This is a genomic window from Salmonella sp. GDC200615, assembly GCF_050574145.1.
GTDB lineage: Bacteria > Pseudomonadota > Gammaproteobacteria > Enterobacterales > Enterobacteriaceae > Salmonella > Salmonella enterica.
This window is the reverse complement of sequence record NZ_CP192247.1, coordinates 4,255,285-4,273,099: the sequence shown is the minus strand read 5'-3', so window position 1 is coordinate 4,273,099 and position 17,815 is coordinate 4,255,285. Positions and strand designations below refer to the sequence as shown.

The window sequence follows — 17,815 nt, the reverse complement described above, 5'->3', positions numbered from 1 at the left end:
TAGCAAAAACGATGAGTCTGAACCTGGTAAGTGAACAATTGCTAGCGGCGAATGGCCTGAACCATCAGGATCTGTTCGCTATTTTGGGCCAACTGGCCGAACGCCGTCTTGATTATGGCGACCTCTATTTTCAGTCGAGCTATCACGAATCCTGGGTTTTAGAAGACAGCATCATTAAAGATGGTTCATATAATATCGACCAGGGCGTTGGCGTTCGCGCCATTAGCGGCGAAAAAACCGGTTTTGCTTATGCTGACCAGATAAGCCTCCTGGCGCTGGAGCAGAGTGCGCAGGCAGCGCGAACCATTGTACGCGAGAACGGCGAAGGCAAGGTAAAAACGCTCGCCGCCGTAGCGCATCAGCCGCTCTACACCACCCTTGATCCGCTGCAAAGTATGAGCCGCGAAGAGAAGCTGGATATCCTCAGACGCGTTGACAAAGTGGCGCGAGAAGCCGATAAACGCGTGCAGGAAGTTAACGCCAGCCTGACCGGCGTATATGAATTAATCCTCGTGGCGGCGACCGACGGGACGCTGGCGGCGGATGTCCGTCCACTGGTGCGGTTGTCCGTTAGCGTGCAGGTGGAAGAAGACGGTAAACGCGAGCGCGGCGCCAGCGGCGGCGGCGGTCGCTTTGGTTATGAGTATTTTCTTGCCGATCTCGACGGCGAGGTTCGCGCCGACGCGTGGGCGAAAGAAGCGGTACGCATGGCGCTGGTTAATCTCTCCGCGGTCGCTGCGCCAGCGGGGACGTTACCGGTGGTTCTGGGCGCCGGGTGGCCGGGCGTATTGCTGCACGAAGCGGTCGGTCACGGGCTGGAAGGTGATTTTAACCGTCGTGGGACATCTGTGTTTAGCGGTCAGATCGGCGAGCAGGTTGCCTCCGCGCTTTGCACCGTAGTGGACGACGGCACAATGATGAACCGTCGCGGCTCCGTTGCTATCGATGATGAAGGTACGCCAGGCCAGTACAACGTATTGATTGAAAATGGCGTGCTGAAAGGATACATGCAGGACAAGCTGAACGCTCGCCTGATGGGCGCTGCGCCGACCGGTAACGGGCGTCGCGAATCTTACGCGCATCTGCCGATGCCGCGTATGACGAATACCTATATGTTGGCGGGGCAGTCAACGCCGCAGGAAATTATCGAATCCGTTGAGTACGGCATCTATGCGCCTAACTTTGGCGGTGGTCAGGTGGATATCACCTCCGGCAAGTTTGTGTTCTCTACCTCGGAAGCGTATCTGATTGAAAATGGCAAAGTCACGACGCCGGTGAAGGGCGCGACGTTGATTGGATCAGGCATTGAAACGATGCAACAGATCTCCATGGTCGGCAACGACCTTAAGCTGGATAACGGGGTGGGGGTCTGCGGTAAAGAGGGCCAAAGCCTGCCGGTAGGCGTAGGCCAGCCGACGCTGAAAGTCGATAACCTGACGGTTGGCGGCACCGCATAACTGCCCGCCTTATCAGGCCTGTGGTGTGTGCCGCCCAGGCCTGATAAGCGCAGCGCCATCAGGAAATGTCAGCCTCGGGTGGCATCTGGCCTACAATCGTCTTCAGCAATTACCCGGTGTTTTTATTTTTCTTTTCCCCGCCCGTGCATCCCCTGAAACAGGTGTGCGACATCGACAAAATAGTCAGTTAACGCGTTAATCACTACCTGCACTTTAAGCGGCAGCTTATCTTTTTCGGTGTACAGCGCGTACACCGGACGGGGATCGGACTGATAGCGAGGCAGCAGGATCTCCAGATCGCCACGATTGATCTCATCGATCACCCACATCAGCGGCACATAGGCGATTCCGGTTCCGGCGGTCAGCCAGCGTACCAGCGTCATCGGATCGTTAGTGACGAACCGCCCCTGTGGAATCAGTCGGGTAGAAATTCCTTCCGGCGCGATAAGTTCAAACTCATTATCCGGGCGCACGCTATATTCCAGCCAGGAATGGCTACTGAGATCGGCGGGTTTTTCCGGGACGCCGTACTGAGCGAGGTAGGGCTTGGCGGCGTACACAACCATCGGCATCGCGCCGAGTCGACGGGAAAACAGGCTGGAGTCTTGCAGCGCGCCCACGCGGATCACCACGTCCAGTCCGTCGGCAATTAAATCCGGAGCCGGAATTCCTGTCACAAGATTGACCGCCAGACCGGGATACTCTTTTAATAATTTTGCGGTAAGCCCGGCCAGCACATTTTGCGCCATGGTTGAAGAACAGCCGATACGCAATGTACCGATGGGCGTGTTATTAAAAGCGTAAAGCTGCTCATGAACATCCTGCACTTCATGCAGCATACGACGACAGCCCTGATAATAGATTTTTCCAGCCTCGGTGAGCCCAATGCTGCGTGTGCTGCGGTTGAGCAATTTAACCTGAAGCTCATCTTCCAGTTTCGCCACAGTCTGGCTGATGGACGATACGCTCATTTGCAGCTGTCTGGCTGCGGCGGTAAAAGAGCCAAACTCGACAACTTTGGCGAATACCGACATTCGTTTTAATCGTTCCATTATTCACTCTGGCTTAAAAGTGATTTAGATCACATAATATAGATAACAGCATAACAATTACGTTAATATACTATTATTCGAATAAGAGCTATGTCGCTCTCGCCTGGCGTCTCTTGCCCTTCTCTGCGGCGATGTAGCTTAACAATCTATCGCCTGCTCTCTCTCAGAAATCAAGGTCAACATGAGTCTGTTTCCCGTTATCGTGGTGTTTGGTCTTTCCTTCCCACCGATATTTTTCGAATTGCTTTTGTCACTGGCTATTTTTTGGCTGGTGCGTCGGATGCTTGTGCCGACGGGTATCTATGATTTTGTCTGGCATCCGGCTTTGTTCAATACCGCGCTGTATTGTTGTCTGTTTTATTTAATATCGCGCCTGTTCGTTTGAGGTTGAAGTGAAAACACTAACAAGAAAACTCTCCCGTACGGCCATTACCCTCGTACTGGTTATTCTGGCCTTTATCGCCATTTTCCGCGCCTGGGTGTATTACACCGAATCTCCCTGGACGCGCGACGCGCGTTTTAGCGCCGATGTCGTCGCTATTGCCCCGGATGTCGCGGGCCTGATTACCCATGTAAACGTGCATGATAACCAACTGGTGAAAAAGGATCATGTCCTGTTTACCATCGATCAGCCACGCTATCAAAAAGCGCTGGCGGAAGCGGAAGCTGATGTAGCCTATTATCAGGTACTGGCGCAGGAAAAACGCCAGGAAGCCGGTCGCCGTAATCGCCTCGGCGTACAGGCGATGTCCCGGGAAGAGATCGATCAGGCGAACAACGTCTTGCAGACGGTACTGCATCAACTGGCTAAAGCCCAGGCGACGCGCGATCTGGCTAAACTCGATCTGGAACGCACCGTCATTCGCGCGCCTGCCGACGGCTGGGTGACTAACCTTAATGTTTATGCCGGTGAATTTATTACCCGCGGTTCCACAGCCGTCGCCCTGGTGAAAAAGAACTCTTTTTACGTGCAGGCCTATATGGAAGAGACCAAGCTGGAAGGCGTGCGTCCGGGATATCGTGCCGAAATCACGCCGCTTGGCAGCAACCGGGTATTAAAAGGTACCGTCGATAGCGTGGCGGCAGGGGTAACGAATGCCAGCAGTACCAGCGATGCGAAAGGGATGGCGACGATAGACTCTAACCTCGAATGGGTGCGTCTGGCCCAGCGTGTCCCGGTGCGTATCCGGCTCGACGAGCAGCAGGGGAATTTGTGGCCTGCCGGTACGACGGCAACCGTCGTGATCACCGGTAAGCAGGATCGTGACGCAAGCCAGGACTCCTTCTTCCGTAAACTGGCGCACCGGCTGCGCGAATTCGGTTAATCGTCATGGGCATTTTCTCCATTGCCAACCAGCACATTCGTTTTGCGGTAAAGCTGGCGTGCGCCATTGTGCTGGCATTATTTATCGGCTTCCATTTTCAACTGGAGACGCCGCGTTGGGCGGTGCTGACCGCCGCGATCGTGGCGGCAGGCCCGGCATTTGCCGCCGGCGGGGAACCCTATTCCGGCGCTATCCGTTATCGCGGAATGTTGCGTATTATCGGGACGTTTATTGGCTGTATCGCCGCGCTTATCATTATTATCTCTATGATCCGCGCGCCGTTATTGATGATTCTGGTGTGCTGTGTCTGGGCCGGTTTTTGTACCTGGATCTCCTCTTTAGTACGGATCGAAAACTCTTATGCGTGGGGACTGTCAGGTTATACTGCGCTGATCATTGTGATTACCATTCAGACGGAGCCGCTGCTTACGCCGCAATTTGCGCTTGAGCGCTGTAGCGAAATCGTCATCGGCATTGGCTGCGCTATTTTAGCGGATCTGCTTTTCTCGCCGCGATCGATAAAGCAGGAGGTTGATCGCGAACTGGACAGTTTACTGGTAGCGCAATATCAGCTAATGCAACTTTGTATTAAGCATGGCGACAGCGAAGAAGTCGACAACGCCTGGGGCGATCTGGTGCGACGCACGGCGGCGCTGGAGGGAATGCGAAGTAATCTGAATATGGAATCTTCGCGCTGGGTACGCGCTAACCGCCGCCTGAAAGCGTTGAATACGCTTTCGCTCACGCTGATTACGCAATCCTGTGAAACTTATCTTATTCAAAACACGCGGCCGGAACTGATTACCGATACATTCCGGGAACTGTTCGAGACGCCGGTTGAAACGGTACAGGACGTTCACAGGCAGTTAAAACGGATGCGGCGTGTCATTGTCTGGACCGGCGAGCGCGAAACGCCCGTCACGCTTTATAGCTGGGTAGGCGCAGCGACGCGCTATCTGCTGCTTAAACGCGGCGTGATCAGCAACACCAAAATCAGCGCGACGGAAGAAGAGATCCTGCAAGGCGAGCCCGTAGTTAAAGTGGAATCCGCTGAACGTCACCATGCGATGGTGAACTTCTGGCGCACCACGCTTTCCTGCATACTGGGGACATTATTCTGGCTATGGACCGGCTGGACATCGGGTAATGGCGCGATGGTGATGATTGCCGTGGTGACCTCGCTGGCGATGCGTTTACCCAATCCTCGCATGGTCTGCATTGATTTTATTTATGGCACTCTGGCGGCGTTGCCGCTGGGATTGCTCTATTTCCTGGTGATTATTCCCAATACGCAGCAAAGTATGCTGTTGTTATGTTTGAGCCTGGCGGTATTGGGGTTCTTTATCGGCATTGAGGTCCAGAAACGGCGTCTGGGGTCGATGGGGGCGCTGGCCAGTACGATTAACATTATTGTGTTGGATAATCCGATGACGTTCCATTTCAGCCAGTTCCTCGACAGCGCGTTGGGGCAAATTGTCGGCTGTATGCTGGCGTTTATCGTCATCCTGCTGGTGCGTGATAAATCCAAAGATCGAACCGGTCGCGTGCTGCTTAATCAGTTTGTTTCCGCTGCGGTCTCGGCAATGACGACCAACGTGGTACGTCGTAAAGAAAACCGTCTGCCTGCGTTATATCAGCAACTCTTTTTGCTGATGAATAAATTCCCTGGCGATTTGCCGAAGTTTCGCCTGGCGCTAACGATGATCATTGCTCATCAACGTCTGCGCGACGCGCCGATACCGGTTAATGAGGATCTGTCAGTGTTCCACCGTCAGCTTCGTCGTACCGCAGACCATGTTATTTCCGCCGGAAGCGATGATAAACGGCGACGCTACTTTGGTCAGTTGCTGGATGAGCTGGATATCTATCAGGAGAAATTACGTATCTGGGAGGCGCCGCCGCAGGTGACGGAACCGGTTAAACGCCTGACGGGCATGTTACATAAATACCAGAACGCGCTTACCGATAGCTAACCCACAAGAACCGATGCCAAAAGCGTCGGTTTTTTTATGACTATACTTATTTGAGATACAAAAACAGCGCAAGAGTGCTCCGGGGCTAAAAGCGTTTCTGGAAGTGAAACCTCTGCATAATGATGCTTAGTAGTAAAACAGACAATTGTCTGTCGGGGATGGTGGCTGGCTATGAATGTCTATACTTTTGATTTTAATGATATTAAAAACCAAAGCGATTTTTATCGCGAGTTTACGCAGACGTTTGGTCTTGCCAGTGAGAAAGTAAGCGATCTTGATACATTATGGGATGCGGTAATGAGCGATATCTTACCTCTACCGCTAGAGATTGAGTTCGTTCACCTGCCTGATAAACTGCGCAGGCGCTACGGGGCGCTGATTTTACTCTTTGATGAAGCGGAAGAAGAGCTGGAGGGGCGGCTACGGTTTAATGTCCGGCATTGAAAAAGCATAAAAAAGCCCCCGACAGGCGGGGGCAAGTCGTCGGGTTAGACGACGAGGGTTTACTTATACAACTCGGCGGTGGCGTGCCAGTTATCACCTTCTTTTAATTCGATGATGCGATAGCTATTAGCGCCTGCTTTTTCGGCTTTAGCGACAATCTCCTGGCGCATATCCATTGGCGTACTGCCAATCTGCGAGGCGGAAATGGTGCCCATCGGTTGCAGATTCTGCGCCTGTTCCGCGTTAACCTGATGTACTGCGGCATTTGCGCCGAAAGAGAGCAGAGTGGCCAGGCCGAGTGATGCGATAATGTATTTCGTTTTCATGGTCTTTTATTCCTTTATAGGGTCAACCTCGCGGATTAATGGGCTTTTCTTATGCGATATCTCCGCGAAGCAATGACACGTTATATGCGATGGCAGGTGAATTTTATTTGTACAGTTCGGCAGTGGCGTGCCAGTTGCTACCGCTACGCGCTTCGGTAATGTGGTAGGCCGTAGCGCCTTGTTCATCCGCTTTTTTGCTCAGCATGGCGTTCATATCCATAGGCGATGAGCCGATAGCGCTGACTGAAACCGATCCGATTGCTTCACGATTTTGCGCTTGCTCTGCGCTGATAGGTTCTGCGGCGAAAGCGCCAAAAGAGAGAACGGACAGAACACTTAATGTTGCAACAGTGGTTTTGATTTTCATGATTTTTACCTCGTCGAATTCCTTTACTGGGGTCTTTGTTTCGTGACCCTCATCACAAAATTAAGTATACACTAATCACGCGATTAATTAATACCACGCTAATTGTTTCTGCTTTTTAAAGACATTAAAAATTTTATTTTTTATAACGTTATGGAATTAAAATTGCTGTTTTTCGCCGCTGATGTTTAAAAAATAAAAGAAAATCAATAGGTTAAAAAATTTGACATTTTGTGCGTTTTTTTGATTTGTCATTCATGCGGTGAATGTTTAAGGGCATGATTTGCCAAATGATAGCCGTACAGGAAAGCGGCGAGGGGAGAGGACAAAAAGGTGCCTCCGCCGTACGACGACGGAGGAAGTGGGACTAAAGCTCTTGTTCAAAAAGTTCCAGAATGGCTTCGTACAGATCTCTTACGGAAAAGCCGCTGGCAGGCGTAGTGAAGATAGTATCGTCGCCGGCAATCGTGCCGAGAATACCTTCTGCTTTCCCCAGTGAATCCAGCAGGCGCGCGATGAGTTGTGCCGCGCCGGGGCTGGTATGAATCACCACGACAGCGTCGTTATAGTCGATATCCAGCACCAGATTTTTCAACGGACTGGATGTTGTTGGGACGCCCAGTTCAGCCGGAAGACAGTACACCATTTCCATTTTTGCGTTACGTGTACGCACTGCGCCGAACTTAGTCAACATGCGCGAGACCTTGGACTGATTGATATTTTCAAAGCCCTGATCCTGCAACGCGAGGACGATTTCGCCCTGTGAGCTGAATTTTTCTTCTTTGAGGAGCGCTTTAAACGCTCTTACTAGTTCTTTTTGTTTAGCCGAGCTTCGCATAAGTCACCCGTAATATGGCGGTAGAAACAACATTATTGTGCATACAGATGAATTTTTATGCAAACAGTCTGCCTTGTTTAAGGCTGAAATAATGTTATGAAAGAGCGGAATTTTATCAAATTTCGTTATCAAGAAACATGCCTGTGTCACGCCTCGCAAATAAGATTAAAAGTAAATTAATTGTTATCAAAATGATGTTGTTTTGAGAGGATAGTAGGGTATATTGTCACCACCTGTAGGAACGTTGCTCTCTGGTTGCAGTCGATCCGGATTACGCAAATTAAATGCATAAAAGCCAAAATTGCGCGACTCCGCATTCTTGATGAGTGAGGATTGTAATCATTGAATTTGTGAATTAAGGTCGCCGCCGCGGAGCAATAGACACTTAGCTAATCATATAATAAGGAGTTTAGGATGAAAGTCGCAGTCCTCGGCGCTGCTGGTGGTATCGGTCAGGCGCTGGCATTACTTTTAAAAAACCAACTGCCTTCAGGTTCAGAACTCTCCCTGTACGACATCGCTCCAGTGACTCCCGGTGTGGCCGTTGATTTGAGCCACATCCCCACCGCTGTAAAAATCAAAGGTTTCTCCGGTGAAGACGCAACCCCGGCGCTTGAAGGCGCTGACGTAGTACTGATTTCTGCGGGTGTGGCGCGTAAGCCGGGTATGGACCGCTCCGACCTGTTTAACGTTAACGCTGGCATCGTGAAAAACCTGGTGCAGCAGATCGCTAAAACCTGCCCGAAAGCGTGCGTGGGCATTATCACCAACCCGGTGAACACCACCGTTGCGATTGCGGCGGAAGTGCTGAAAAAAGCAGGCGTATACGACAAAAACAAACTGTTTGGCGTTACCACGCTGGATATCATCCGCTCTAATACCTTTGTCGCAGAGCTGAAAGGTAAGCTGCCAACGGAAGTTGAAGTTCCGGTGATTGGCGGACACTCCGGCGTGACGATTCTGCCGCTGCTGTCGCAGATTCCAGGCGTAAGTTTTACCGAACAAGAAGCGGCCGAGCTGACTAAACGTATTCAGAACGCCGGTACTGAAGTCGTCGAGGCGAAAGCCGGCGGCGGATCGGCAACCCTCTCTATGGGCCAGGCTGCCGCGCGTTTCGGTCTTTCTCTGGTTCGCGCTCTGCAGGGCGAAAAAGGCGTGGTGGAATGCGCCTATGTGGAAGGCGACGGTCAGTATGCCCGTTTCTTCTCTCAGCCGCTGCTGCTGGGTAAAAACGGTGTAGAAGAGCGTAAATCCATCGGCACACTGAGCGCTTTCGAGCAACATTCGCTGGACGCTATGCTGGATACGCTGAAAAAAGATATTCAGTTGGGTGAAGATTTTATTAATAAATAAGCTGTTCCTGCCCGATGCCGGGGCTTTTGCTCCGGCTTCTTTGACTGTAAACAAGCCACGAAATCAAGTACTAAATCTGCTAAACTCCTCACGTCTTATCGGTTATTAACGAGAACGTCGTGAAAAAGATCCAAAGAACGCAAACCCGCGATCACATTACGCAAATGCTTCGCTATGAAATTCTTTCCGGCAATATAAAAGCGGGAGAAGAACTCGCGCAGGAAAGTATTGCGGAGCAGCTTGGTCTTTCACGAATGCCGGTTCGAGAAGCGCTACAGTCACTCGAACAGGAAGGTTTTTTAATCCGACTGCCCAACAGGCACATGCAGGTCGCGCATCTTGAGGCCGATCGCGTGAGCCATATTTTTCGCGTAATTGCCGCGATGGCCGCCGAAATGTTTTCGCTGATACCCAGCGAAGTAGGCGATGCCCTCCTGATACGTGCGCAAGCGCTGGCTGTCGCAGAAGACAAATCCTGCGAACTGGAGTGTCATGCGATGCTGATTTCTTATGTGAATAACCGCTATCTGGAAAAGGTGTATCAGCAGTTCCTGGACGGTTATGTCTCTTATGTTATTTTGCATCTGAAAAAAGATAATCAGGAGTCGGCGCAGCTTTTCGCTGAACTGGCTGACGTCATACGCCAGGGGCGGCGTGATGAGATTGGGCAAGTTATGCAGCGTTATTTCCTCTCTTTAGCAGAAATAATGCGTCAACATATGAAGGATTGGGAAAGTGCAGAAGCCTAAGTTAGGGAAGATTAAGCTTCTTTCAGCGAAAGAACAGGTCGCGGCAGTGCTGCGTAAAGCGATTCTTTCGAGGGAGTTAGTAGAAGGGCAGGAGATTACGTTAGAAGGCATTGCCAGAATGGTCGGCGTGTCCAGTATGCCAGTGCGCGAGGCGTTTCAGATTCTGGCGGCGGATGGGCTGATAAAAGTGCGCCCTAATAAAGGGGCGGTGGTGTTGGGCATCAATGAACAAACGATCCGTGAACACTATGAAATTCGCGCGCTGTTAGAAAGTGAGGCGGTGGCTAAAGCTTCTCGTCCTGGCACCGATATCTCGCGGATAGCCCAGGTGCATTATGCCGCTGAAAAGGCTCTCGCGGAAAATAACTCGGCGGAATACTCCGACCTGAATCAGGCATTTCATATGGAAATATGGAATGTTGCTGGCAACGAAAAAATGAAAATGTTGCTCTGTAATATGTGGAACGGCCTGTCGATGGGCCATAAGGTCACCGAAGAAGAGTATGCCGTGATTTCCATTCAGGAACATAAAAGTATTCTGCAAGCTCTTGAACTTCATGATGAAACATTGGCACGCCAGCGCATGCGCGAACACATTATTCGCTCAATGGAGAATATGCTGACCCGCTATGTTGGTGACCCTTCTGCCTGATCTTTTCGCCTGCGTGAGCATCGCAGGCGCTTCAACCAATTCTTCAATTCTATTAATCACGTCCAGTAACGATCTAACCACGATCTTGATGTAGATCCCACTCCTGCATCTTTCCTGAGAAACGATTTGACTTAGTTTTTGTATGGGAATAATTTCTCCCTGTCAACATTGGATACAATATCATATATCATTGATTGGATAATTATAAATATGGAACCCATTACCCTTACCTTATGTTTATTGGTGTTCGCTATCGTCATGTTTGTATGGGAAAAAGTGCCACTTGCCGTCACTTCCATGATTGTCTGCGTGGCCTTAGTGATCACCGGCGTTCTGAATATCAAACAGGCCTTTGCTGGCTTTATCGACACTAACGTTATCCTCTTTGTCGCGATGTTCATCGTGGGCGGTGCGTTGTTCGAGACCGGTATGGCAAACAAAGTGGGCGGCGTCATCACGCGCTTCGCGAAAACAGAAAAACAGCTGATCTTCACCATTATGGTGGTGGTGGGTTTGATGTCTGGCGTCCTCTCTAACACCGGTACCGCTGCGGTTTTGATTCCGGTGGTGATCGGCGTGGCGGCAAAATCGGGCTTCTCGCGTTCTCGTCTACTGATGCCGCTGGTTTTCGCCGCTGCGTTGGGCGGTAACCTGTCGTTAATTGGCGCGCCGGGAAATCTTATCGCGCAGTCTGCGCTACAGAATATTGGCGGCGGCTTTGGCTTTTTTGAATACGCAAAAATCGGTCTCCCGATGCTCATCTGCGGCATTCTCTACTTCCTGACTATTGGCTATCGCTTTCTGCCGAATAATGCGACCGGCGGTGAGGTGGGGAGCGTCGGGGAGCAACGTGACTACAGCCATGTTCCACAGTGGAAACAACGGCTCTCACTGGTGGTGTTGATCGCAACGATCCTCGGCATGATCTTTGAGAAGAAGATCGGTGTCAGCCTGGCCGTGACCGGTTGTATTGGCGCTCTTGTGCTGGTAGTTACCGGCGTACTCACGGAAAAACAGGCCCATAAAGCCATTGATTCACAGACTATTTTTATCTTTGGCGGCACCCTGGCGCTGGCAAAAGCGCTGGAAATGACCGGGGCAGGCAAGCTGGTTGCGGACTATGTAATCGGCATGCTGGGGCAAAACTCTTCACCGTTCATGTTGCTGATCGCCGTTTTCGCCTTATCCGTTGTGATGACCAACTTTATGTCCAATACCGCAACGACAGCGCTATTGGTGCCGGTGAGTTTGTCCATTGCCGCAGGTATGGGGGCCGACCCGCGTGCGGTTCTGATGGCGACGGTCATTGGCGGTTCCTGCGCCTACGCAACCCCTATCGGTATGCCTGCCAACATGATGGTGCTCTCCGCGGGTGGCTATAAATTTGTCGACTACGCTAAGGCCGGTATCCCCCTGATTATCGTTTCAACCATTGTCAGCTTGATCCTGCTGCCAATCCTTTTCCCTTTTCATCCGTAATTAACGGAAGCTGTTCTGACTAAGGAGCATTTATGAGCAAAAGTGAACAGATATCCCATATGACCGACGTTATGGCCAAGTTTGTGGGATATACCGGCAAAGTTTTGCCTGATGATGTCACTGCAAAACTGGAAGATTTGCATGAGAAAGAGACCAGTAAACTGGCCGACGTCATCTTTACTACCATGATTGAGAACCAGCGTCTGGCGAAAGAGCTGGATCGACCTTCCTGCCAGGACACCGGTGTCATTCAGTTTCTGGTGGAGTGCGGGACGAACTTTCCGCTGATTGGCGAGCTGGAAGCGTTGTTGCGTGAGGCGGTGATCAAAGCAACTGTCGATTCTCCGCTGCGCCACAACAGCGTAGAAACTTTTGATGAATACAACACCGGTAAAAACGTGGGTAAAGGTACGCCGACGGTCTTCTGGGAGATCGTTCCCAATTCCGATCAGTGCAGCATTTATACCTATATGGCGGGCGGCGGTTGTTCCCTGCCGGGGAAAGCGATGGTGCTGATGCCGGGTGCAGGCTATGAAGGTGTGACCCGCTTTGTACTGGATGTGATGACCAGCTACGGCCTCAACGCGTGTCCGCCGCTGCTGGTTGGCGTGGGCGTAGCGACCTCTGTTGAAACGGCGGCACTGCTATCGAAAAAAGCGCTGATGCGTCCGATCGGTTCGCATAACGAGAATGAGCGTGCAGCCTCGCTGGAAAAAATGCTGGAAGAAGGCATTAACAAAATTGGCCTGGGGCCGCAGGGGATGTCCGGTAATACCTCCGTTATGGGCGTGAACATTGAAAACACCGCGCGTCATCCTTCTACCATCGGCGTGGCGGTAAACGTCGGCTGCTGGTCGCACCGTAAAGGGCATATCGTTTTCGATAAAGATTTGAATTACACCATTACGTCTCACAGCGGAGTGAATTTCTGATGACTAAAAAAATCCTGACTACGCCAATTAAAGATGAAGATTTAGCGGATATTAAGGCTGGCGATATTATTTATCTCAATGGTCATATTGTTACCTGCCGTGACGTAGCCCATCGCCGTTTAATTGAAGGTGGTCGCGAGCTTCCGGTAGATGTTCGCGGCGGCGCTATTTTACACGCTGGCCCCATTGTCCGCCCAATTAAAGGCGAAGACGATAAGTTTGAAATGGTCTCCGTTGGACCAACCACCAGCATGCGTATGGAGAAATTCGAAAAAGAATTTATTGCGCAGACCGGCGTGAAATTAATTGTGGGTAAAGGTACCGAAGAGGGCTGTGCTGAACACAAAGCGCTGCACTGCGTATTCCCTGCCGGTTGTGCGGTTGTAGCCGCCGTGTGCGTGGAAGAAATTGAAGATGCCCAATGGCGCGATCTGGGGATGCCGGAAACTCTGTGGCTCTGTCGGGTTAAAGAGTTTGGCCCGCTGATTGTTTCTATTGATACCCATGGGAATAATCTGTTTGAACAGAACAAAATTATTTTTAATCAGCGTAAAGAGATCGTCGCTGATGAAATATGCCAGAACGTAAGTTTCATCAAATAAACCTGATTACGTAAATTGCACGATAATGGTGGTAATACGTTATGACGATAATAATAACCAAGGGCTCTGGCCGGGGGCGGCTCAGGGAAATCCACTCTTATTATTTCATCGTCATAAATAGCCCCATTATCGTGCCTCCTGCCTGAAGGCTATTTTATGACTAATGCAGCTCTGCTATTAGGTGAAGGCTTCACCCTGATGTTCCTCGGCATGGGGTTCGTGCTGGCGTTTCTGTTCCTGCTGATTTTCGCCATCCGCGGCATGTCTGCCGTGATTACTCGCTTCTTCCCGGAACCCGTCGCCGCGCCCGCACCGCGTGCCGTTCCCGTCGTGGACGACTTCACCCGCTTAAAGCCGGTGATTGCCGCCGCTATCCACCACCATCACCGCCTTAACGCTTAATTCCCGGAGGGATCCATGACCATTGCCATTACCGACGTCGTCCTGCGTGACGCCCACCAGTCCCTGTTCGCCACCCGCCTGCGCCTTGATGACATGCTGCCGATTGCCGCCGCGCTCGATGACGTGGGCTACGGGTCGCTGGAGTGCTGGGGCGGCGCCACCTTTGACGCCTGTATCCGCTTTCTCGGCGAAGACCCGTGGCTGCGCCTGCGCGAGCTTAAAAAGGCCATGCCGAAGACTCCCCTGCAGATGCTGCTGCGCGGCCAGAACCTGCTCGGCTACCGCCATTACGCCGATGATGTGGTGGAACGCTTCGTTGAGCGGGCGGTGAAAAACGGCATGGACGTGTTCCGCGTCTTCGATGCCATGAACGACCCGCGCAATATGAAGGCCGCCCTGCAGGCGGTGCGCAGCCACGGCGCGCACGCCCAGGGCACGCTGAGCTATACCACCAGCCCGGCGCACACCCTGCAGACCTGGCTGGATTTAACCGAACAGTTGTTAGAGACCGGCGTCGATTCCATCGCCATCAAGGATATGTCCGGCATTCTCACGCCGATGGCGGCGTATGAGCTGGTGAGCGAAATCAAAAAACGCTATGACGTGCGCCTGCACCTGCACTGTCACGCCACCACCGGGATGGCGGAGATGGCCCTGCTGAAGGCTATCGAGGCGGGTGTTGACGGCGTGGACACGGCGATTTCCTCCATGAGCGCCACCTACGGCCGCCCGGCCACCGAAGCGCTGGTGGCGACGTTGGCAGGTACTGAGCACGACACCGGGCTGGATATCCTGAAGCTGGAAAATATCGCCGCGTACTTCCGCGAGGTGCGCAAAAAGTATCACGCCTTTGAAGGCCAGCTGAAGGGCTACGACAGCCGTATTCTGGTGGCCCAGGTACCGGGCGGAATGCTCACCAACCTCGAAAGCCAGCTGAAGCAGCAGAACGCGGCGGACAAACTCGACCAGGTGCTGGCGGAAATCCCCCGCGTGCGCGAGGACCTCGGCTTTATCCCGCTGGTGACCCCGACCTCGCAGATTGTCGGCACCCAGGCGGTGCTCAATGTCCTGACCGGCGAGCGCTACAAAACCATTGCCAAAGAAACGGCGGGCATTCTGAAAGGCGAATACGGCCACACCCCGGTGCCGGTGAACGCCGCGTTACAGGCCCGCGTGCTGGAAGGGGGCGCTCCGGTGACCTGCCGCCCGGCGGACCTGCTGAAGCCGGAACTGGCTGAACTGGAAGCGGACGTCAGGCGCCAGGCGCAGGAGAAGGGCATTCAGCTTGCGGGAAACGCCATCGACGACGTGCTCACCGTGGCGCTGTTCCCGCAGATTGGCCTCAAATTCCTCGAAAACCGCCACAACCCGGCGGCGTTTGAGCCGGTACCGCAGGCGGAAGCCGCGCAGCCGGTGACAAAAGCAGAGAAGCCTGCCGCTTCCGGTATCTACACCGTGGAAGTGGAAGGCAAAGCCTTTGTGGTGAAGGTCAGCGACGGCGGCGATATCAGCCAGCTGACGGCGGCTTCGTCTGCGCCGGTTCAGGCGGCATCCCCGGTTGCCCCGGCAGGCGCCGGCACCCCGGTCACCGCGCCGCTGGCGGGCAACATCTGGAAGGTGATTGCCACCGAGGGCCAGAGCGTGGCCGAAGGCGACGTGCTGCTGATTCTGGAAGCCATGAAGATGGAAACCGAAATCCGCGCCGCGCAGGCCGGGACGGTACGCGGTATCGCGGTGAAGTCCGGGGACGCGGTCTCCGTGGGCGACACCCTGATGACGCTGGCGTAACGGAGAACTGAAATGGAAAGTCTGAACGCCCTGCTTCAGGGCATGGGGCTGATGCACCTTGGCGCAGGCCAGGCCATCATGCTGCTGGTCAGCCTGCTGCTGCTGTGGCTGGCGATTGCGAAGAAGTTCGAACCGTTACTGCTGCTGCCGATTGGCTTCGGCGGCCTGCTCTCCAATATCCCGGAAGCGGGTATGGCGCTGACCGCTCTGGAGAGCCTGCTGGCGCACCACGACGCCGGGCAACTGGCGGTGATTGCCGCGAAGCTCAACTGCGCGCCGGACGTGCACGCCATTAAAGAGGCATTAGCGCTGGCGCTGCCGTCGGTGCAGAGCCAGATGGAGAACCTGGCGGTGGACATGGGCTATACACCGGGGGTGCTGGCGTTGTTCTACAAAGTGGCGATTGGCTCCGGTGTCGCGCCGCTGGTCATCTTTATGGGCGTCGGCGCGATGACCGACTTCGGCCCGCTGCTGGCCAACCCGCGCACCCTGCTGCTCGGCGCGGCGGCGCAGTTCGGCATCTTCGCCACCGTGCTGGGGGCGCTGACGCTGAACTACTTCGGCCTGATTTCCTTCACCCTGCCGCAGGCGGCGGCAATCGGCATCATCGGCGGCGCGGACGGCCCGACGGCGATTTATCTGTCGGGCAAGCTGGCGCCGGAGCTGCTGGGGGCCATCGCGGTGGCGGCGTACTCGTATATGGCGCTGGTGCCGTTAATCCAGCCACCGATTATGCGCGCGCTGACCAGCGAGAAAGAGCGCAAAATCCGCATGGTGCAGCTGCGCACGGTGAGTAAGCGGGAAAAAATCCTCTTCCCGGTGGTGCTGTTACTACTGGTGGCCCTGCTGCTGCCGGACGCCGCGCCGCTGCTGGGGATGTTCTGCTTTGGCAACCTGATGCGTGAAAGCGGCGTGGTGGAGCGTCTGAGCGACACGGTACAGAACGGGCTGATTAATATCGTGACCATCTTCCTCGGGCTGTCGGTGGGCGCGAAGCTGGTGGCGGATAAGTTTTTGCAGCCGCAGACGCTGGGCATTCTGCTGCTGGGTGTGATTGCGTTCGGGATTGGGACGGCGGCCGGGGTGCTGATGGCGAAGCTGATGAACCTGTGCAGTAAGAACAAAATCAACCCGCTTATCGGTTCGGCGGGGGTGTCGGCGGTGCCGATGGCGGCACGCGTATCGAACAAGGTGGGCCTGGAGTCGGACCCGCAGAACTTCCTGCTGATGCACGCGATGGGCCCGAACGTGGCGGGGGTTATCGGTTCGGCCATTGCCGCGGGCGTGATGCTGAAGTACGTGCTGGCAATGTAATCCAATCTAATCGGGAGCAGTGATTCTGCTCCCGCAAAATGAGGACACAGTAATGAGTGAAATGGTTGCGTTTCGGCAAGGTACATCCATGCCATCCAGAGAAACCATCTTGCGTTATGTTGTTGAGACGGTGAATCAGATAACTGAGCTTGAGCCAGCACTGCATTTGCTGCCGTGGTCTGGCGTCAACTCAGCAATATATGAGCAACGTTTTGCACAGTGTTACGACGAGGGGCTTTGTGCCGCACAGACGTCGGCACCGAATGTTCCGCAGGGGATTCTGCCATCGACCGATTGGGCTCAGGGTATCGGGTTACTCTGTTTTGCCGCAGGGTATATGAGCGCAGGCGAGCGGCCATTAACACACAATCAGTTATGCGATTTCGTCAAACAGGCGGCTGTTGGTTTATCGCCGATTGAGGGGGAGGCGGCGAGCGGTTTCTCGACGGTACGTAGTATTGCATTACCCGTATTCAGGCGATTACAACGCGATGGTCACGCGTCTCGGATCCTGCTGTTACAAACGTTGCTGCATCTGGTTGCCTGGAAAAGCGCATCGCAGTATGCGCGTCAACAGGCGCAACGACTGCTCTGGATGGGCGGCATTTTGGGGGAAGGGGGGGAGCATAGCCTGCTTGTACTGGATAAGGCGCTGCGTGAAGAAGCCGTCGGGGAGAAAAGTCTCCCCGCTCTGCTGATCTTCACGAGTTTCCTGGCGCATTTTCCGGCAGGGCCAGTCTTTATTGACTAGTCGTCGAACGACGC

At 53.4% G+C, this 17,815-nt stretch carries 19 protein-coding genes; 15 read left to right on the top strand and 4 right to left on the bottom strand.

What is annotated here, in order from left to right; all coding sequences use genetic code 11:
• Window positions 1–11 precede the first annotated feature (11 nt).
• Window positions 12–1,457 carry a metalloprotease TldD gene (tldD, locus tag ACQ29O_RS20730; RefSeq protein ID WP_000055943.1) on the top strand — a complete coding sequence of 482 codons (1,446 nt, stop codon included), beginning with the start codon at window positions 12–14 and terminating at the stop codon, window positions 1,455–1,457.
• Window positions 1,458–1,579: 122 nt separating this feature from the next.
• Here the strand turns inward: tldD and aaeR are convergent, their stop codons facing one another.
• Window positions 1,580–2,509 carry an HTH-type transcriptional activator AaeR gene (gene aaeR / locus ACQ29O_RS20725; protein WP_253336257.1) on the bottom strand — a complete coding sequence of 310 codons (930 nt, stop codon included), beginning with the start codon at window positions 2,507–2,509 and terminating at the stop codon, window positions 1,580–1,582.
• Between the two features lie 181 nt (window positions 2,510–2,690).
• Here aaeR and aaeX point away from each other — a divergent pair, with 181 nt between their 5' ends.
• The 4 genes from aaeX (at window position 2,691) to ACQ29O_RS20705 (ending at window position 6,251) form a co-directional block, all read left to right on the top strand.
• A complete protein-coding gene (gene aaeX / locus ACQ29O_RS20720) occupies window positions 2,691–2,894 on the top strand; it encodes a p-hydroxybenzoic acid efflux pump operon protein AaeX (protein ID WP_000051840.1) in 204 nt (67 codons plus the stop codon).
• Window positions 2,895–2,901: 7 nt separating this feature from the next.
• Entirely contained in the window at window positions 2,902–3,834 is a 933-nt protein-coding gene (aaeA, locus tag ACQ29O_RS20715; protein ID WP_253336256.1) for a p-hydroxybenzoic acid efflux pump subunit AaeA, read from the top strand.
• 5 nt (window positions 3,835–3,839) lie between these two features.
• Window positions 3,840–5,807, top strand: a complete 1,968-nt coding sequence (gene aaeB, locus ACQ29O_RS20710) for a p-hydroxybenzoic acid efflux pump subunit AaeB (protein ID WP_000510913.1) — start codon at window positions 3,840–3,842, stop codon at window positions 5,805–5,807.
• A gap of 171 nt (window positions 5,808–5,978) precedes the next feature.
• Window positions 5,979–6,251, top strand: coding sequence for a barstar family protein (locus ACQ29O_RS20705; protein ID WP_001103887.1), 273 nt, complete (start codon window positions 5,979–5,981; stop codon window positions 6,249–6,251).
• A gap of 59 nt (window positions 6,252–6,310) precedes the next feature.
• Here the strand turns inward: ACQ29O_RS20705 and yhcN-B are convergent, their stop codons facing one another.
• The 3 genes from yhcN-B to argR form a co-directional block, all read right to left on the bottom strand.
• Window positions 6,311–6,577: a DUF1471 family stress response protein YhcN-B gene (gene yhcN-B / locus ACQ29O_RS20700; protein ID WP_000853276.1), complete on the bottom strand. Its 267-nt coding sequence runs from the start codon at window positions 6,575–6,577 to the stop codon at window positions 6,311–6,313.
• Between the two features lie 103 nt (window positions 6,578–6,680).
• Window positions 6,681–6,944 (bottom strand): peroxide/acid stress response protein YhcN, encoded by a 264-nt coding sequence (yhcN, locus tag ACQ29O_RS20695; protein WP_000695695.1) that lies wholly within the window; start codon window positions 6,942–6,944, stop codon window positions 6,681–6,683.
• 364 nt (window positions 6,945–7,308) lie between these two features.
• A complete protein-coding gene (gene argR / locus ACQ29O_RS20690; RefSeq protein ID WP_001257855.1) occupies window positions 7,309–7,779 on the bottom strand; it encodes a transcriptional regulator ArgR in 471 nt (156 codons plus the stop codon).
• 414 nt (window positions 7,780–8,193) lie between these two features.
• Here argR and mdh point away from each other — a divergent pair, with 414 nt between their 5' ends.
• From mdh to ACQ29O_RS20640, 10 genes are all read left to right on the top strand, one after another.
• Window positions 8,194–9,132, top strand: coding sequence for a malate dehydrogenase (mdh, locus tag ACQ29O_RS20685; protein WP_000861586.1), 939 nt, complete (start codon window positions 8,194–8,196; stop codon window positions 9,130–9,132).
• Between the two features lie 119 nt (window positions 9,133–9,251).
• Window positions 9,252–9,881: a GntR family transcriptional regulator gene (locus ACQ29O_RS20680; RefSeq protein ID WP_000723776.1), complete on the top strand. Its 630-nt coding sequence runs from the start codon at window positions 9,252–9,254 to the stop codon at window positions 9,879–9,881.
• Window positions 9,868–10,533 (top strand): GntR family transcriptional regulator, encoded by a 666-nt coding sequence (locus ACQ29O_RS20675; RefSeq protein ID WP_001171585.1) that lies wholly within the window; start codon window positions 9,868–9,870, stop codon window positions 10,531–10,533. The genes ACQ29O_RS20680 and ACQ29O_RS20675 overlap by 14 nt, the downstream gene beginning before the upstream one ends.
• Before the next feature lie 210 nt (window positions 10,534–10,743).
• On the top strand, window positions 10,744–12,012 hold the full coding sequence (locus ACQ29O_RS20670; protein WP_000433391.1) for an SLC13 family permease: 1,269 nt from the start codon (window positions 10,744–10,746) through the stop codon (window positions 12,010–12,012).
• 32 nt (window positions 12,013–12,044) lie between these two features.
• Window positions 12,045–12,944, top strand: a complete 900-nt coding sequence (gene ttdA, locus ACQ29O_RS20665) for a L(+)-tartrate dehydratase subunit alpha (protein ID WP_020937202.1) — start codon at window positions 12,045–12,047, stop codon at window positions 12,942–12,944.
• A complete protein-coding gene (ttdB, locus tag ACQ29O_RS20660; protein WP_000162407.1) occupies window positions 12,944–13,546 on the top strand; it encodes a L(+)-tartrate dehydratase subunit beta in 603 nt (200 codons plus the stop codon). Before ttdA ends, ttdB begins: the two co-directional genes overlap by 1 nt.
• Before the next feature lie 156 nt (window positions 13,547–13,702).
• On the top strand, window positions 13,703–13,948 hold the full coding sequence (locus ACQ29O_RS20655) for an oxaloacetate decarboxylase subunit gamma (protein ID WP_000180121.1): 246 nt from the start codon (window positions 13,703–13,705) through the stop codon (window positions 13,946–13,948).
• A 15-nt stretch (window positions 13,949–13,963) separates the two neighbouring features.
• Window positions 13,964–15,736 carry a sodium-extruding oxaloacetate decarboxylase subunit alpha gene (gene oadA / locus ACQ29O_RS20650; protein ID WP_343095986.1) on the top strand — a complete coding sequence of 591 codons (1,773 nt, stop codon included), beginning with the start codon at window positions 13,964–13,966 and terminating at the stop codon, window positions 15,734–15,736.
• 12 nt (window positions 15,737–15,748) lie between these two features.
• Window positions 15,749–17,050: an oxalacetate decarboxylase subunit beta gene (locus ACQ29O_RS20645; RefSeq protein WP_000444887.1), complete on the top strand. Its 1,302-nt coding sequence runs from the start codon at window positions 15,749–15,751 to the stop codon at window positions 17,048–17,050.
• A gap of 19 nt (window positions 17,051–17,069) precedes the next feature.
• A complete protein-coding gene (locus tag ACQ29O_RS20640) occupies window positions 17,070–17,801 on the top strand; it encodes a triphosphoribosyl-dephospho-CoA synthase (protein ID WP_000602034.1) in 732 nt (243 codons plus the stop codon).
• Window positions 17,802–17,815 lie beyond the last annotated feature (14 nt).